At 74.5% G+C, this 13,784-nt stretch carries 15 protein-coding genes; 12 read left to right on the plus strand and 3 right to left on the minus strand.

From position 1 onward, the window contains the following. The first annotated feature begins 150 nt into the window (after positions 1 to 150). From pstC to ACIA8Q_RS27990, 5 genes are all read left to right on the plus strand, one after another. Positions 151 to 1,182 carry a phosphate ABC transporter permease subunit PstC gene (gene pstC / locus ACIA8Q_RS27970; RefSeq protein WP_360211924.1) on the plus strand — a complete coding sequence of 344 codons (1,032 nt, stop codon included), beginning with the start codon at positions 151 to 153 and terminating at the stop codon, positions 1,180 to 1,182. A gap of 160 nt (positions 1,183 to 1,342) precedes the next feature. Then, positions 1,343 to 2,569, plus strand: a complete 1,227-nt coding sequence (gene pstA / locus ACIA8Q_RS27975; protein WP_360211922.1) for a phosphate ABC transporter permease PstA — start codon at positions 1,343 to 1,345, stop codon at positions 2,567 to 2,569. A gap of 146 nt (positions 2,570 to 2,715) precedes the next feature. Beyond that, complete coding sequence (locus ACIA8Q_RS27980; protein ID WP_396317891.1) at positions 2,716 to 4,611, plus strand: phosphate ABC transporter substrate-binding protein PstS; 1,896 nt, start codon at positions 2,716 to 2,718, stop codon at positions 4,609 to 4,611. Further along, complete coding sequence (locus tag ACIA8Q_RS27985; RefSeq protein WP_387905107.1) at positions 4,608 to 5,522, plus strand: class E sortase; 915 nt, start codon at positions 4,608 to 4,610, stop codon at positions 5,520 to 5,522. The genes ACIA8Q_RS27980 and ACIA8Q_RS27985 overlap by 4 nt, the downstream gene beginning before the upstream one ends. A gap of 23 nt (positions 5,523 to 5,545) precedes the next feature. Continuing rightward, positions 5,546 to 6,460 (plus strand): phosphate ABC transporter ATP-binding protein, encoded by a 915-nt coding sequence (locus ACIA8Q_RS27990; protein WP_363365354.1) that lies wholly within the window; start codon positions 5,546 to 5,548, stop codon positions 6,458 to 6,460. A gap of 64 nt (positions 6,461 to 6,524) precedes the next feature. Here ACIA8Q_RS27990 and ACIA8Q_RS27995 read toward each other — a convergent pair whose 3' ends face one another. Next, positions 6,525 to 7,376 carry an HAD family hydrolase gene (locus tag ACIA8Q_RS27995; RefSeq protein ID WP_396317892.1) on the minus strand — a complete coding sequence of 284 codons (852 nt, stop codon included), beginning with the start codon at positions 7,374 to 7,376 and terminating at the stop codon, positions 6,525 to 6,527. Between the two features lie 231 nt (positions 7,377 to 7,607). Here ACIA8Q_RS27995 and ACIA8Q_RS28000 point away from each other — a divergent pair, with 231 nt between their 5' ends. Then, positions 7,608 to 7,883 carry a hypothetical protein gene (locus ACIA8Q_RS28000; protein ID WP_360211912.1) on the plus strand — a complete coding sequence of 92 codons (276 nt, stop codon included), beginning with the start codon at positions 7,608 to 7,610 and terminating at the stop codon, positions 7,881 to 7,883. Positions 7,884 to 7,902: 19 nt separating this feature from the next. Here the strand turns inward: ACIA8Q_RS28000 and ACIA8Q_RS28005 are convergent, their stop codons facing one another. Next, on the minus strand, positions 7,903 to 8,790 hold the full coding sequence (locus ACIA8Q_RS28005) for an LLM class flavin-dependent oxidoreductase (RefSeq protein WP_387905113.1): 888 nt from the start codon (positions 8,788 to 8,790) through the stop codon (positions 7,903 to 7,905). Positions 8,791 to 8,852: 62 nt separating this feature from the next. Between ACIA8Q_RS28005 and ACIA8Q_RS28010 the strand changes: the two genes are divergently transcribed. Next, positions 8,853 to 9,101, plus strand: a complete 249-nt coding sequence (locus ACIA8Q_RS28010) for a hypothetical protein (protein WP_387905114.1) — start codon at positions 8,853 to 8,855, stop codon at positions 9,099 to 9,101. Then, a complete protein-coding gene (locus tag ACIA8Q_RS28015) occupies positions 9,098 to 9,499 on the plus strand; it encodes a DNA-binding protein (RefSeq protein ID WP_387905116.1) in 402 nt (133 codons plus the stop codon). Before ACIA8Q_RS28010 ends, ACIA8Q_RS28015 begins: the two co-directional genes overlap by 4 nt. Before the next feature lie 102 nt (positions 9,500 to 9,601). Here ACIA8Q_RS28015 and ACIA8Q_RS28020 read toward each other — a convergent pair whose 3' ends face one another. After that, positions 9,602 to 10,525 carry a serine/threonine-protein kinase gene (locus ACIA8Q_RS28020; protein WP_396317893.1) on the minus strand — a complete coding sequence of 308 codons (924 nt, stop codon included), beginning with the start codon at positions 10,523 to 10,525 and terminating at the stop codon, positions 9,602 to 9,604. 86 nt (positions 10,526 to 10,611) lie between these two features. Between ACIA8Q_RS28020 and ACIA8Q_RS28025 the strand changes: the two genes are divergently transcribed. The 4 genes from ACIA8Q_RS28025 to ACIA8Q_RS28040 all read left to right on the plus strand — a co-directional run bounded on the left by ACIA8Q_RS28025 (position 10,612) and on the right by ACIA8Q_RS28040 (position 13,503). Continuing rightward, on the plus strand, positions 10,612 to 11,157 hold the full coding sequence (locus tag ACIA8Q_RS28025) for an RNA polymerase sigma factor (RefSeq protein ID WP_396317894.1): 546 nt from the start codon (positions 10,612 to 10,614) through the stop codon (positions 11,155 to 11,157). Continuing rightward, a complete protein-coding gene (locus ACIA8Q_RS28030; protein ID WP_396317895.1) occupies positions 11,154 to 11,993 on the plus strand; it encodes a hypothetical protein in 840 nt (279 codons plus the stop codon). Before ACIA8Q_RS28025 ends, ACIA8Q_RS28030 begins: the two co-directional genes overlap by 4 nt. A 94-nt stretch (positions 11,994 to 12,087) precedes the next feature. Beyond that, the gene (locus tag ACIA8Q_RS28035; RefSeq protein ID WP_360213241.1) at positions 12,088 to 12,777 is read left to right on the plus strand and encodes a hypothetical protein; all 690 of its coding nucleotides are present in this window, start codon (positions 12,088 to 12,090) and stop codon (positions 12,775 to 12,777) included. 129 nt (positions 12,778 to 12,906) lie between these two features. Next, the gene (locus ACIA8Q_RS28040; RefSeq protein ID WP_360213239.1) at positions 12,907 to 13,503 is read left to right on the plus strand and encodes a hypothetical protein; all 597 of its coding nucleotides are present in this window, start codon (positions 12,907 to 12,909) and stop codon (positions 13,501 to 13,503) included. The last annotated feature ends 281 nt before the right edge of the window (positions 13,504 to 13,784 follow it).

The following is a 13,784-nucleotide window of genomic DNA, read 5'->3' on the forward strand; positions in this document are numbered from 1 at the left end:
CCCGCGGCCCGCCGCGCACGCCGTTCGTCGGATCCGCCGCTTCCGAGCGTGCCGTTCCCCGAGCGCGTTCCCCGAGCGCGTTCCCCGAGCACCCCGTTCCCCGAGCACGCCGTTCCCGAGCACCCCGTTCCCGAGCACGGAGAGCAGACCATGACAGCCGCCGCCGAGCCCGCGGCACCGCACGACGGAGCACCGTCGCGCCGCGACGGCCGCCCCGACCCCGACGTCCCGCGCGCCATCACCTCCCCCGCGACCCCCGGCGACCGGGTCTTCCGCGGGGTGCTGCGGCTAGCCGGCCTCTCGGTCTTCGCGATCATGGGGCTGATCGCCTTCTTCCTGGTGCTGCGCGGCACCGACGCCCTGCGGGTCGTCGGCTGGTCCTTCCTGACCGAGCAGAAGTGGCAGACCGCCGCCCACAACTTCGGCATCGCCGCCGTCCTGCCCAACGGCCTGCTGATCGCGGTGATCGCGCTGGTCATCGCCGTCCCGGTGGCGCTCGGCACGGCCGTCTTCATCGCCGAGTACGCGCCGGTGCGGCTGCGGGCCGCGCTGATCTCGCTGGTCGACCTGATGGCGGCGATCCCCAGCATCGTCTACGGCCTGTGGGGCCTGTTCTTCCTGCAGCCGAGGATCATCGGGTTCGTCCGCTGGCTGGCCAACCACCTCGGCGACACCGTCCCCTTCCTCAAGGTGCGCACCGGTGACATCGGGACCTCGTACACCTCGTCCACCTTCATCGCCGGCGTGGTGGTCGCCCTGATGATCATCCCGATCATCACCTCGCTCAGCCGGGAGGTCTTCTCGCAGGCGCCGCAGGGCGAGCGGGAGGGCGCCTACGCGCTGGGCTCCACCCGCTGGGGGATGGTCCGCACCGTGGTGCTGCCGTTCGGCCGCGGCGGGGTGATCGGCGCGGTGATGCTGGGCTTCGGCCGGGCGATGGGCGAGACGATCGCCGTCGCGCTGATCATCTCGCCGAACTTCAAGGCCATCACCCACGTGCTGGAGAACGGCGCCAACTCGATCTCCGCGCTGATCGCGCTGCGGTTCGGTGAGTCGGACCGGCTCTCCCTCTCCGCGCTGATGGCGGCCGGGCTGGTGCTGTTCGCGCTCACCCTGCTGGTGAACGTGGCGGCCGGCTTCGTGATCAACCGGTCCCGCTCCGGCTCGGCGACGGCGGACTGACCATGACGAACCGTCACCAGGACCGCCGCCCGAGCCGCCACCCGAGCCGCCACCCGAGCCGTCGACCGGGCCACCGCCGGGACCGTCACCAGGACCGCCACCCGCACCGGCGGGCAGCCCGCGCGACCCACCGCGAGACCCACCGTGAAGGGACCACCCGATGACCACGCTCGACCTGCCGCCGGTCGCGGCGCCCGGGCCCGCCGGCGACCCGGCGCCCGCGGCGCCCGCCCCGCCCCGGCCCGAGAAGCGGGTCCGGCTCGGCGGCGTCACCCGCGACGACGTCCTCACCGTGGCCGGCGCGCTGACCGGCTCGCTCGGCCTGGTCTGGATGCTGTACGAGCGGATCCTGCCGTTCAGCGGCGCCTTCGGCTTCCTGGTCTGCTGGTACCTGCTCTTCCTGCTCGGCTACTACGGCCTCGGCCGGCTGCAGTGGAACCGGATGATGGTCCGGGACCGCCTGGTCGGCGTGGTCGCCTGGAGCTCCGGCGCGCTCGTGGTCGCCCTGATCGTCGACCAGATCGGCTACGTGGCGAGCCGCGGCTACGAGGCCGCCCAGCACCTCAACTTCTTCACCGAGTCGATGGAGCACACCGGGCCGCTCAACCCGATCACCTCGGGCGGCGCCCTCAACGCCGTCGTCGGATCGCTCGAACAGCTGGGCCTGGCGACGCTGTTCGCCGTTCCGCTGGGGATCGCCGCGGCGGTCTTCATGTCCGAGGTCGGCGGCCGGATGGCCCGCCCGGTGCGCACCCTGGTCGAGGCGATGACCGCACTGCCGTCCATCGTGGCCGGACTCTTCATCCTCGGCGTCGTCATCATCACCTTCGGCTTCGAGAAGAGCGGCTTCGCGGCCTCGCTGGCGCTCACCGTGATGATGATGCCGATCGTCACCCGGGCCGCCGAGGTGGTCATCCGGCTGGTGCCGGGCACCCTGCGCGAGGCCTCGTACGCGCTGGGCGGCAGCCAGTGGCGGACGGTGTGGAACGTGGTGCTGCCGACCGCCCGGCCCGGCCTGGTGACGGCCGTGGTGCTCGGCATGGCGCGCGGCGTCGGCGAGACCTCGCCGGTCCTGCTCACCTCCGGCTTCACCTCGCAGTTCAACGGCAACCCGTTCGAGGAGCACCAGGTCTCGCTGCCGCTGTACATCTGGAACTACGTCAAGCAGCCCTACGACGGCATGATCGCGCGCGGCTTCGCCGCCGGACTGACCCTGATGGGCGTCGTGCTGATCCTCTTCGTCACCGCACGGGTGCTCGGCGGCCGCCGGCCCGGGCAGCTGACCCGCGCCCAGAAGCGCCGGATCGCCCGCGAGGCCCGCCGCCTGGAGGCGGCCGCCGCGCACGCCGTCGCCACCCCGTACGGGCTCCGGCCGAGGAGGCGCTGATGTCCGGCCGGACCGGCGACCTGCCGGCGACCCACCGGGCCGGCCCAGCGCCGGCGCCCCGATCCGCCGGGCCCGTACCGGCGCCCCGATCCGCCGGCCCGGTGCCGGCGACCCGACCGACCACCCTCCGTACCAGAGGAGTTCCCATGTTCCGGGAGGCCGCAAGGCGCTCCGTGGCCCGGCTGCTCGCGGGGCTGCTGTCCCTGTTGCTCGCCGCGGCCTCCCTGCTGACCGGGCTGAGCACCCCGGCGTACGCGGCGGTCGCGCTGAGCGCCGACGGCTCCAGCTGGGCCGGTCCGGCGATCGACCAGTGGCGCCAGGACGTCGCCTCGCAGGGCATCCAGATCAACTTCAACCCGGTCGGCTCGGCGGCCGGCCGCAACCAGTGGTCGATCGGCCAGGACGACTTCACCGCCTCCGACGTGCCGTTCCGCTCCGCGCCGGACACCGGCCTCGGCCAGTCCGGCCACAGCTCCGGCTCCGGCGAGCCGGAGAACCCCACCTACGGCTTCTCCTACGTGCCGATCACCGCGGGCGGCACCACCTTCATGTACAACCTGGTCGTCGGCGGCAAGCAGGTCCGCGACCTGCGGCTCTCCCCGCAGAGCGTGGTGGACATCTTCACCGGGAAGATCACCAACTGGAACGACCCGAGGATCACCGCCGACTACGGGAAGGCCCTGCCCAGCCTGCAGATCACCCCGGTGATCCGCTCCGATGGCTCCGGCGCCACCGCGCAGTTCACCCGGTGGATGGAGCACACCCACAAGGCCCAGTGGGACGACTACTGCACGTCGGTCAACGGCGTCACCTGCGGCGACTACACCGAGTTCTTCCCGTCCTCCGGTCGGATGGTCGCGCAGAACGGCTCCGACGTGGTGGCCGGCTACATCAAGGCCTCCTCCAACGTCGGCACCATCGGCTACGACGAGTACGCCTTCGCCAAGCGCAGCAACTGGCCGGTCGTGAAGGTGCTCAACCAGGCCGGGTACTACTCCCTGCCGACGGCCTCCAACGTGGCCGTGGCGCTCACCGCCGCCAGGATCCGCGGCGTCGACGACGGCACCGCGCCGAACGACCCGAACTACCTGCAGCAGAACCTCGACGGCGTCTACACCATGGACGACCCGCGCGCCTACCCGATCTCCAGCTACAGCTACCTGATCGTGCCGCGGGCCGGGGCGGCCCTCCCCCCGCCGCCGCGGTTCACCAACGACAAGGGCGGCGCGCTCAGCCGCTTCCTCGACTACGTGCTCTGCGAGGGCCAGGGCGAGGCCGACGGCCTCGGCTACTCGCCGATCCCGCGCGGACTGGTCCGCGGCGGACTGCTACAGACCAAGAGCATCCCGGGCAACGCCAGCAAGGTCGACCCGAACACCCTCGCCAACTGCCCCAACCCGACCTTCAACGCGGCCGGTGAACTGACCGTCCTCAAGAACGCCCCGCAGCCCAGCCCCTGCGACAAGCAGGGCACCCCGCTGGACTGCACCGTGCAGAACGGCCAGCCGGTCAAGACAGGTTCGGGCTCCGGTGGCTCGACCGGCGGCGCCGGCAGCACGGGCGGCTCGGCGGCGGCGGGCGGGGCCGGCGGCTCGGGTGGCGGGAGCGGTGCGCGCACCGGCGCCGGCACGGCCGCGGGCGGCACCGGCGGCAGCGGCGGCACCGGTGGGGGGTCCGGCGGGGCCGGCACCGGTGGCGCGGGCGGTACCGGCGGGACGGGCGGCACCGCCGGGTCCGGCGGGGCGGGTGCCGCCGGTGGCGGCGACGCGGCCGCCGCCGGCGACCCGAACGCGGCCGGCGGAGCGGCCCCGGGCGAGGACCCGACCACCGAGGACGTGATCGACCCGCAGACCGGCCAGGTGGTGGCCCGCGCCCGGGCCGGCGGCGAGGTCGCGGCGAACGTGGTCGAGGTCGCCGGCAAACCCGAGGACTGGACGCTGAGCACCCTCACCGCCGTCGAACTGCTCGCCGTCGTGCTCGTCCCGCCGCTGCTCGGCCGGCGCCTGCTGCGCCGGCGCAAGTCCTCGGACGGCACCTCGTGACCGCCCCCGTGCTGGAGAAGCCGGCCGCCGCCCCCGCGCGGCCGGCCGGGCCCGCCGGCGCACCGCCCGCGGGCCCGGCACCCCGGCCCGCCGTCACCCCCGCCCGCCGCCGCTTCCTCCAGGGCGCCTGGGCGGCCAGCCTGCTGGCCGCGCTCGTCCTCGGCTTCGTCGGCTACCTGTTCACGCTCTCGCACCTGCAGGAGCGGCACTACCAGTCCACCGCCCACAAGACCTTCCGCGACCAGCTCGCCCGGGCCGTCGCACCCACCGGGACGGCCGCCGACGGCGCCCCGGTGGCCCTGCTGGACATCCCGGCGATCGGGCTGCACCAGGCCGTCGTGGTCGAGGGCACCACCGGCCGGGACCTCATGCGCGGGCCCGGCCACCGCCGCGACACCGCGCTGCCCGGCCAGGGCGGCGTGGCCGTCGTGTTCGGCCGCGGCGCCACCTTCGGCGCGCCGTTCGCCAGGCTCTCCGAGCTGCGGGTCGGCGACCGGATCGAGGCCACCACCGGGCAGGGGAAGTTCAGCTACACCGTCAACGTGTACGGCGACGGCGACCACCCGATCAGCGACCCGGTCCGCAACCGGCTCGTCCTGGTCACCGGGGACTCCGACTGGATCCCCGGTTCCACCGTGATGATCGGCGCCCGGCTGGACGGCGACCCGGAGCAGAACCCCGGCGGACGGCCGGCGACCGTCGCCTACGACAAGGCGCTGGCCGCCGACAAGGGCGCGCTGGCCGCGCTGCAGCTGTGGTCGCTCGGCCTGCTGGGGGCGGTGGTCGGCGCGCTCCTGCTGGCCCGCCACTGGCGGCGCTCGGCCGCCTACCTGAGCGCCGCGCCGGTGGTCGCCGCCCTGCTCTGGGCGGTCTACGAGAACGCCGCCGCCCTGCTGCCCAACCTCTACTGACGCGCGCCCGGAGGCCCGTACCGATGACGGATGCACCGATGACCGACCTGCCGATCACCGACCTCCCGGCGGCCGGCCCGACGACCGGCGCCCGGGCCGTGGACCCGGTCGCCGACACCCTCACCCTCCCGCCGACGCCACCCGGCGCGCACCCCGGCGGGCCGCTGGCCGGGCTGGAGACCCGCGAGGTCTCCGCCTGGTTCGGCACCCACAAGGTGCTGGAGCGGGTCTCGCTCGCCATGCCGGCCGGCGAGGTCACCGCGCTGATCGGCCCGTCCGGCTGCGGCAAGTCCACCTACCTGCGGATCCTCAACCGGATGCACGAGATGGTCCGCGGCGCCGCCCTCTCCGGCGAGGTGCTGCTGGAGGGGGACGACGTCTACCGCCCCGGGCGGCGCCCCGCCGAGGTGCGGCGCCGGATCGGCATGGTCTTCCAGCGCCCCAACCCGTTCCCGGCGATGTCCATCCAGGACAACGTGGCCAGCGGGCTGAAGCTCGCCGGGATCAAGGTGTCCAAGGAGGAACGCCGCGACCTCGTGGAGACCAGCCTGCGCCGGGCCGGGCTCTGGGAGGAGGTCTCCGGCCGGCTGCACACCCCGGGCGGCGCGCTCTCCGGCGGGCAGCAGCAACGCCTGTGCATCGCGAGGTCGTTGGCGGTCTCGCCGGACATCCTGCTGATGGACGAGCCGTGCTCGGCGCTCGACCCCACCTCCACCCGGCGGGTCGAGGAGACCATCGCCGAACTGCGCGGGCGGCTCACCATCGTGATCGTCACCCACAACATGCAGCAGGCCCAGCGGGTCTCGCAGACCTGCGCGTTCTTCCTGGCCACCCACGACACCCCGGGGCGGATCGTCGAGGCCGGGCCGACCGCACAGGTCTTCGGCGACCCGCGCGACCAGCGGACCTCGGACTACGTCAACGGCCGCTTCGGGTAGGGCCGGCCGCCGGGATCGGCGGGACCGGAGCCGGCCGCCGGGATCCGCCGGCCGGGCCCGGCCGTCAGCTCCGGGGGAGGGCGAGGAGCTCCTCGAGCACCGCCGCGACGCCGTCCTGCTCGTTGCTCACGGTGTGCCGCGCCACCGCCGCCAGCACCTGCGGGTGCGCGTTGGCGACGGCGTAGGCGGTGCCCGCCCAGTCCAGCATCTCCAGGTCGTTCGGCATGTCGCCGAAGGCCACCACCTCGCTCCGGTCGATCCCGTGCCCGGCGCACCAGTGGGCCAGCGTGCTGGCCTTGGTGACGCCGGGCGCGCTGATCTCCAGCAGCGGGATCGGCGCCGAGCGGGTGATCTCGGCCAGGTGCCCGGCCGCCTCCCGGGCCTCCGAGAGCAGCTTGTCCGGGTCGAGGTCCGGGTGCTTGGCCAGCAGCTTGAACAGGCCCCGGACCGCCCCGCCGGCCCCCAGCAGCTCCTCCGCCGGGCCGATCGGATGGTCCTCGTCCTCGCCCCACATCGGCACCTCGTACCCGGGCTCGCGGGCGAACCCGGCCGGGTACTCGAAGGCGAACGAGGTGCCGGGCAGCTTGGCCCGCAGCACCTCCACCACCTCCAGCGCCGTCGCGGCCGGGAGCGGGAACGACTCCAGCAGCTCGCCGCGCCGGACGTCCACCACCGCGCCCCCGTTCGAGCAGATCGCCAGCCCGTGGCCGCCGATGTGCGCGCTCACCTGCTGCATCCAGCGCGGCGGCCGCCCGGTCACGAACACCACCTGCACCCCGGCCGCCTCCGCCGCCGCCAGGGCCGCTGCGGTGCGTTCGCTGACGGTGCCGCCGGCGCACAGCAGGGTGCCGTCCAGGTCGGTGGCGATGAGGCGGGGAGCGGTGCGCGGTTCGGTCACCGGTCCATCTTCGCCCATGGGTACGGCGCCGGTCACCGCCGAGGTTGCGGTCGCCCGGCGGGGCCCGCGGGCCGTCTCCCGGACTCCTCCCGGCCGCCCGCCGTCCGCGTCACGGCCGGGTGCCGTCCGCCCGCGGGCCCGCTTTCGGTCCCCGAGGCGCCGTTTCCGGCCTATTCCCCGGTGGCCGGCGTGTCCTGCCCGGGGCGGCGGGCAGGACTGTGGACGGTGTCCCCGTCGGCAGGAAGAGCCATGCCCACTCGCCAGCTCGGACAGCAGCACCCCGTGACCGCCCCGCCCGCCGCCGCCCGCCCCGGCCGCCCGCCGGACGTCCGGGACGACTCCCCGCCCGACCCGCCGTCCGGCTCCCCGTCCGGTTCCCCGTCCGACGTCGCACCCGACTTCGCGCCCGAGGCCTCGCGCGAGCCGGTCCTGCTCGGCGACGTCCTCTTCCACGCCCTCGCCGAGATCGCCCGCCGCGCCCCCGAGTCCCGGTTCCCGGCCCAGCGCACCCGCCCGCACCCGTAGCCGGGCGTCCGGCCGCCGACTACGTGAGCTGGGCGAGGCCCTCGGTGGCGATCCGCTCGAACACCGCGAGGTCGTTCTCGAAGATCGAGTCCGGCACCGGCCAGTGGACCACCAGCTCGGTGATCCCCAGCTCGCGGTACGTCCCGGCCCAGTCGACGAAGGCGTCCAGCGAGGCCAGCGGCTTCTCCGCCGTCGAGCCCTGCAGCAGCACCTTCTCCAGCGCGGCCACGTCCCGGCCCTTCGCCTCGCAGGCCGCCGTCAGCTTCGCGATCTGCTGCGCGATCACCGCGGGCGCCTGCTCCACCGGCACGTCCGCGGGCCCCTTCGGGTCCCCGTACGTCACCCACCCCTGCCCGTGCTCGGCCGCCAGCCGCAGCCCGCGCGGCCCGGTCGCGGCGACGTAGAACGGCACCCGCGGCGACTGCACGCACCCGGGGACGTTCCGCGCCTCGACCGCCGAGTAGTACGTGCCCTCGCGGGTCGTCGCGTCGGTGCGCAGCAGCTCGTCCAGCAGCGGCAGGAACTCGCCGAACCGGTCCGCCCGCTCCTTCGGCGACCACGCCTCCTGCCCCATCGCCGTCGCGTCGAAGCCCGTCCCGCCGGCCCCGATCCCCAGCGTCACCCGCCCGCCGGACACGTCGTCCAGCGTGATCAGCTCCTTGGCCAGGGTCACCGGGTGCCGGAAGTTCGGCGAGGTCACCAGGGTCCCGAGGCGGATCCGCTCGGTCGCGCACGCCGCCGCCGTCAGGGTCGGGACGGAGCCGAACCAGGGCTCGTCGCGGAACGACCGCCAGGACAGGTGGTCGTAGGTGTACGCGGCGTGGAACCCGAGGTCCTCGGCCCGCCGCCAGATCTTCTGCCCCTCGCTCCACCGGTGGATGGGGAGGATCACGGTGCTCAGACGCATAGGGCCGACCCTACGCCGCCCAACGGCCGCCGACGTGGCGCACACCGCAGTATGCTCGCCTCATGGCAGCTACTACCCGCATCACGGTCACTCTGCCGTCCGAGCAGGTGGCCGAGCTCAAGAAGCTCACCGACAACGTCTCCGGCTATGTGGCGGAAGCCGTCGCCCGCCAGATCCGTCACCAACTGCTCGCGGAGGAACTACGCCGCCACGAGGACGAGCACGGCGAGTTCACCGATGAGGAACTGGCGACCGCCCAATCCCGGATCTTCGGATCGGCCGAGTCCGAGTCCTCGGCGAACGCGGCGTGACCAACCGCATCGAGACCGTCGTCCTGGACTCCCAGGGGTTGTCCGCCTGGATCTCGCAGGACCGGGGCGTGCTCGCGATGCTCCGGTCCTTCCACACCATGGCGGCTGACCTGGTGGTCTGTTCCAACACCATCGTGGAGGTGGCGCACGCACGAGTGAACACTCCCCGGCTGAACTGGATTCTCTCCCAGGTCAAGGTGGAGGCGGTCACCGAACAGGCGGCTCGGGCCGCTGCGGCACTGCTCAAGCAGGCCGGCCTGCACGGCCACAAGTACGCGATCGACGCCACCGTCGCCGAGATGGCGCTCCGCCAGCCCGGACCGGTAGCGGTGCTGACGTCGGACGTCGACGACATGGCGAAGCTCTGCGGCACCCGGGTTCGGCTCGTCGGGATCTGAGTCGGAGCGAGGCCCGGACGGGCCGCGCACTCCGTCCTGACGGATCGCGTGTCCGGTGGCCGGCTCCCGGATCCGGCGGTGCGGACCGGGTCACCGTCGGAATCAGCGCTGGAGCCAGCTCAGCAGGGCCGTCGCCGTGAACACCGCGCCCGACGTCAGGAAGACCGCGCGCGGGGTCAGCCACCCGGGGCCTTCCGGGGCCGGCCGCGGAGGCGGGGGCTGCGGGGCCGGAGCCAGCAGCGCGTCCGCGAAGGCCCGGGCGGTCGGCGGTCGGTCCGCCGGATCGACGGACATCGCGGTCCGCAGCAGCAGGGCGACGTTCGGTGGGAGCTCCGTTCCGGCCGGGAGCGCCGGCAGCGTCGAGGCGGTCGGCCGGTCGGTCATCAGGGCCGTGGCGCGCCCGCCGGGGCCGAACGGCTTCTGCCCGGTCAGCAGCTCGTAGGCCACCACGGCCAGCGCGTACACGTCGGCCCTCCCGTCGAACCCGCCGGTCTGGAAGGCCTGTTCCGGTGCCATGTACGCGGGTGTGCCCGTGGTCACGGTCAGCCCGGACGCGTCGGCCAGCTGCTTCGCACTGCCCAGGTCCGCCACCAGCACCGCGGCGGGCACCTGGCCGGTGGCGAGCAGCAGGTTGGACGGCTTGACGTCGCGGTGCACCACGCCCGCCTCGTGCAGGACCTGGACCGCGTAGCCCGCCTCCGCGGCCAGCCGCAGCGCCTCCTGCGGGTCGCACCGCCCGACCCGGTCCGCGAGGGTGCCGCCGGGTACGTAGTCCATGACGAAGTAGGGCCGGTCCTCCTGCACCCCGACGTCGTGCACCCGGACCACCCGCGGGCTGGCGATCCGGCGCAGCAGCCTCGCCTCCGCCAGGAACCGCTCGCGCACATCGGCGTTGGCGGCCCAGTTCTCGGCCAGCACCTTCACCGCGACCTCGGTGTCGAGCTCCGGATCGTAGGCCTTCCAGACCGTCGCGAAGGAGCCGGCTCCGAGCCGCTCCGTGAGGAGGTAACGGCCGAGCTTGCGCATGTGGCAGCATTCTGCCGGAGTCGGGGGGAGCGCGGAACTCCCGTTCGACGAGCGGGGTGCCGGGCGGGACGGAACGGGGGATCCGGGTGTTCGAGGAAGGCGAGCTGGAACGGCTCGTGGCGGCTGCTCAGGCGGGGGACCCGGGGGCGAGGGAGTACCTGCTGGCCAAACTGCGGCCGGTGGTGCTGCGCCGCTGCTCGCGCTTCCTGCCGCACCACGCCGACGCGGAGGAGGCCGCGCAGGACGCGCTGCTGTCGATCAGCACGCACCTGGGCGACTACGGCGGCCGCGGCTCCTTCCTGGGCTGGGTGACGGTGATCGCCTCGAACGCCGCCCGGTCCACCTACCGCTCGATGCGCCGGCGCGCCGAGGACAGCCACGCCGACCTCCCCGATTCCGTCGACCCGCGCACCACCAGCGTCATCGCCGGGACGCGGCTGGACCTGATGGAGGCGCTGGGCGCGCTGGAACGTCAGCACCCGACCCTGGTGGAGTCCTTCGTGCTGCGCGACCTGGGCGACCTGACCTACGCGCAGGTGGCCGAGGAGCTGGACACCCCGCTGGGCACGGTCAGGGACCGCATCCACCAGGCCCGTCGCTTCATGCGCGGGCGTCTGGCCCCCGGCCGGTGAACGGCGGCCCCGTGGCGGGCGGCGGCCGTGCCGTCGTCCGGCCCCGGTCCGCCGTCGCCGCCCTGGTGGCAGCCGCCGCGCTTGGGCTGGCGACCGGCCGTTTCGTCCTGCCGCCGCCACCCGGCACCACCGCCCACCCGGCAGCGGGGCAGGCCACCACGGTCGGCGGGGCGTCCCGGGCCGCCTCCGCTCCCGCGACGCCCGGCGGGTCGGCGCCCGCGTCCTCGGCCTCCGGATCCGACTCCGCCTCGCCGACCGATGCGACCGGGCCGGTGACGACCGCGAACCTCCTGGAACCCGAGGCGTTCAGCCCGGACGTGGGCATCGGGCAGATCCACGTCACCGACCGGTACGGCGACGGGGTTTACGCCGACACGGCCTGCTCCGGCGAGAAGAAGACCCTGGGCGGGCCCGGCGCCCACTCCCGCGAACTGGTGACCAGCCCCCGCACCAACCCGGGCGACCCCCCGCCGGCCGCCGACCGCGTCGACCAGGTCGCCCGCGAGGTCGCCGCCGAGGCCCCGAGCCCTTCCCTGGCGCAGAGCCTCACCGAGCGTCTGCTGCTGGAGGAGGTGCCCTGCAAGGAGGAACCGCCAGGGCACTGGGTCTACGGAAGGACCACGACGCTGCAGCTCGCCCCGGACGTCACCGCGAGCTGGATGGGCCTCTACCCGGGAGCCTTCAACACCACCGGCAGGGCGCCCGAGGGCAAGGAGCCCTGCGGGGGCATCGCCGTGCTGCGCAGCGGCAGCCACTACGGGGTGCTGGAGGTCCACGCCTGCCTGGGGACGGCCGCGATGGACCGCGTCGTCAGGACCGCTCTGTCACAGCTGTGAAACAGCCGGTCGGGGCTCCGACATTCCCTCCTCCGGCGGCATCTCCCCGGTTGTACGAGGACGCAGCAGGCGTCCCGACCAGCAGGGGGACCAGATGACCGAGAACCAGGCCGTCCAGCAGAAGTCCGTTCGCCGCAACCGGGTCGCCGCCGCCGCGGCCTGCTTCGCCGCCGCACTGATCACGGTCGGCGTCGTCGGCACCCCGTCGGCCACCGCCGACGGGGCCGCGCAGGGCGCCGCCCGTCCGGCTGCGGTCGCGGCCCCCGCGCCCGGACTCGGCTCCGCCGCCCTCGTCCAGAGCGAGGACGCCGTCCGGCAGGGGCTGAACCCGGTCGGCGCGACCGTCGTGCTGACCGGGCGTCAGGGTCTGTCCGCGTGCTCCGGCGAGGAGACGATGCGCGACCTGACCGAGGGCAGGGCCACCGCGTACGCCTCCGTGGCCTGGACCTTCGACACCGACGGCCTCCTGACCGAGTCGGCCGCGAGCGCCCCCACCGGGGCCGAGGCCGCCACCTGGGAGAAGCAGCTCGTCGCGCTCGTCCAGGACTGCCAGGACGAGCCCGCGGGCCACTGGCACTACGGCGCGGCCCACACCCTGACCGTCCCCGGCGGTACCGCCCGCTGGTACCCGGCCTACAGCGGCGACGGCGTCGCCGGAGGCGGGGTCGCGGTCCTGCGCAGCGGCAGCAAGGTCGCCGTCGTCGAGCTCACCGGCCGGGCCGCCGGCGCCCCGAACTCCGTCGAGGGCATCGCCACCGCTGCCCTGAAGCGGCTCTCCTCCTGAACGGCGGGGCCGGCTCCGCCGCCGGGCGGAGCCGGCCCCGGACATCTTCCGGAAGGGGGCGCGGGGGAGGCGCTAGTCTGTCGGCCGCACCTTCAATCTGATCATGTGTTAAACGGGGGTTCATTCGTCATGCCTTCTTCCAGGAGACTGCTCACCACCGCGCTGGTCGCCGCCGCCGCGTTCGGGCTCTCGGCCTGCGGGCCGGACAACGCGTCGGACCAGGGCCAGGGCAGCGCGCCGAGCACCGCCGCCACGGCCGCGCCGACCGGGGCCGCGCCCGGCACGGGGGCGGCCTCCCCCGCCGGGACGGGCAAGCCGGCGCCGACCGCCAAGCCGTCGGGCACGGCCGACGGGGAGCCGGAGGGCTTCTGCACCCACGGGCCGCTGCCGGCCGGGCAGAAGTGGATCTACCCGGTCAAGGGCACCAGCGCGACCGCCCTGGTCTACAAGGACACCAAGGACGTCTGCGGCGTCAACGACGTCGGCTTCGACCCGGTGGGCGCCGAGAAGACCGCCCCGTTCGCGCCCACCGCCAAGGGCCACCTGAGCTCGGTGCTGGCCCCGCCGAAGGACGTCAACCTGGCCGACCTGGTCAAGCACATCAGCGAGTGCCTCGCCTCGCCGTACAACGAGAAGGGCTCCTACCCCTGCTCGGTCGGCGACTACAAGGTGGCGATCGACGCCTCCGGCAAGGTCACCGAGCTGTGGGAGCGCGCGCACTCCTGACGGGTCGCGCACCCGCCGCCGGGTCGGGCAGAGGGCGCCGGGGGGGGGGCCCCCCCCGGGGGGGGCCCCCCGCCCCCCCCCCCCCCCCCCCCCCCCCCCCCCCCCCCCCCCCCCCCCGCCCCCCCCCCCGCGCCCCCCCCCCCCCCCGCCCCCGGCGCAGCCGAACGTCACGGCGGCCCGCTCCGCGAAGCCGGTCACCAGCTCGCCCATCCGCTCCCGGCCGGGGCCGCCGGCCGGCCGGACGCCGTCCTCGGTGAGCCTGAGGACGGCCTGGTAGGGCT

Origin of the sequence: Kitasatospora sp. NPDC051705 (genome assembly GCF_044453265.1) — a bacterium.
Lineage (GTDB): Bacteria > Actinomycetota > Actinomycetes > Streptomycetales > Streptomycetaceae > Kitasatospora.

Coding starts and splice junctions, on each gene's coding strand:
- ACIA8Q_RS27995 (WP_396317892.1), bottom strand. CDS start 7,376: ATGGGCGAAGATGGACCGGTGACCGAACCGCGCACCGCTCCCCGCCTC.
- ACIA8Q_RS28005 (WP_387905113.1), bottom strand. CDS start 8,790: ATGCGTCTGAGCACCGTGATCCTCCCCATCCACCGGTGGAGCGAGGGG.
- ACIA8Q_RS28010 (WP_387905114.1), top strand. CDS start 8,853: ATGGCAGCTACTACCCGCATCACGGTCACTCTGCCGTCCGAGCAGGTG.
- ACIA8Q_RS28020 (WP_396317893.1), bottom strand. CDS start 10,525: ATGCGCAAGCTCGGCCGTTACCTCCTCACGGAGCGGCTCGGAGCCGGC.
- ACIA8Q_RS28000 (WP_360211912.1), top strand. CDS start 7,608: ATGCCCACTCGCCAGCTCGGACAGCAGCACCCCGTGACCGCCCCGCCC.
- ACIA8Q_RS27980 (WP_396317891.1), top strand. CDS start 2,716: ATGTTCCGGGAGGCCGCAAGGCGCTCCGTGGCCCGGCTGCTCGCGGGG.
- pstC (WP_360211924.1), top strand. CDS start 151: ATGACAGCCGCCGCCGAGCCCGCGGCACCGCACGACGGAGCACCGTCG.
- pstA (WP_360211922.1), top strand. CDS start 1,343: ATGACCACGCTCGACCTGCCGCCGGTCGCGGCGCCCGGGCCCGCCGGC.
- ACIA8Q_RS27990 (WP_363365354.1), top strand. CDS start 5,546: ATGACGGATGCACCGATGACCGACCTGCCGATCACCGACCTCCCGGCG.
- ACIA8Q_RS28040 (WP_360213239.1), top strand. CDS start 12,907: ATGCCTTCTTCCAGGAGACTGCTCACCACCGCGCTGGTCGCCGCCGCC.
- ACIA8Q_RS28035 (WP_360213241.1), top strand. CDS start 12,088: ATGACCGAGAACCAGGCCGTCCAGCAGAAGTCCGTTCGCCGCAACCGG.